The 491-nt window shown below is 28.9% G+C and carries 1 protein-coding gene; it reads right to left on the minus strand.

Annotated features, from left to right (window positions below; genetic code table 11):
* Positions 1 to 79: 79 nt before the first annotated feature.
* Positions 80 to 491: hypothetical protein (locus ACTHUR_RS19265; protein WP_440400394.1), on the minus strand; the 412-nt coding region annotated here is incomplete at its 5' end.

The following is a 491-nucleotide window of genomic DNA, read 5'->3' on the forward strand; positions in this document are numbered from 1 at the left end:
CGTTAAATTAACAACTCTAGTTTCAATCCACACATTTTATAATGTGATATATTAGCCTTCTTTAAATTTTATATTTAAATTATTTGGTAATAGTAGCTTTCGCAAAGTTAGTAAGTATTTGAGTACTAGGATGTGCAGACAAGCTAACTAATTTATTTGTGAGAGCTATTGGAAGTAAGGCATTTTCATACATATCGCAATGTAATGATTCAATGACGCTTAAAATCTCATGTAAATTAGGGATGTCATTTTCATCAGGATTCTTTTTTAAATCTTTAACTGGTAAGGATGCTACATACATTTGACCAAATTTAGTTTTAAAAATAATTTTGTGTCCATAATATGAAGTACTAGCATAAGGTCTATTAGCATCCTCATGTCCAGGTGAAATATAAGAATAAATATATTTGTCGTTTAGAATTAAAATAGAACCATTTTCCATCTTACTTTGAATTTGAGATGTGTGTTCAACAAATGCACCACTCTTTTCC

This window comes from Neisseria sp. P0021.S007 (assembly GCF_051956855.1).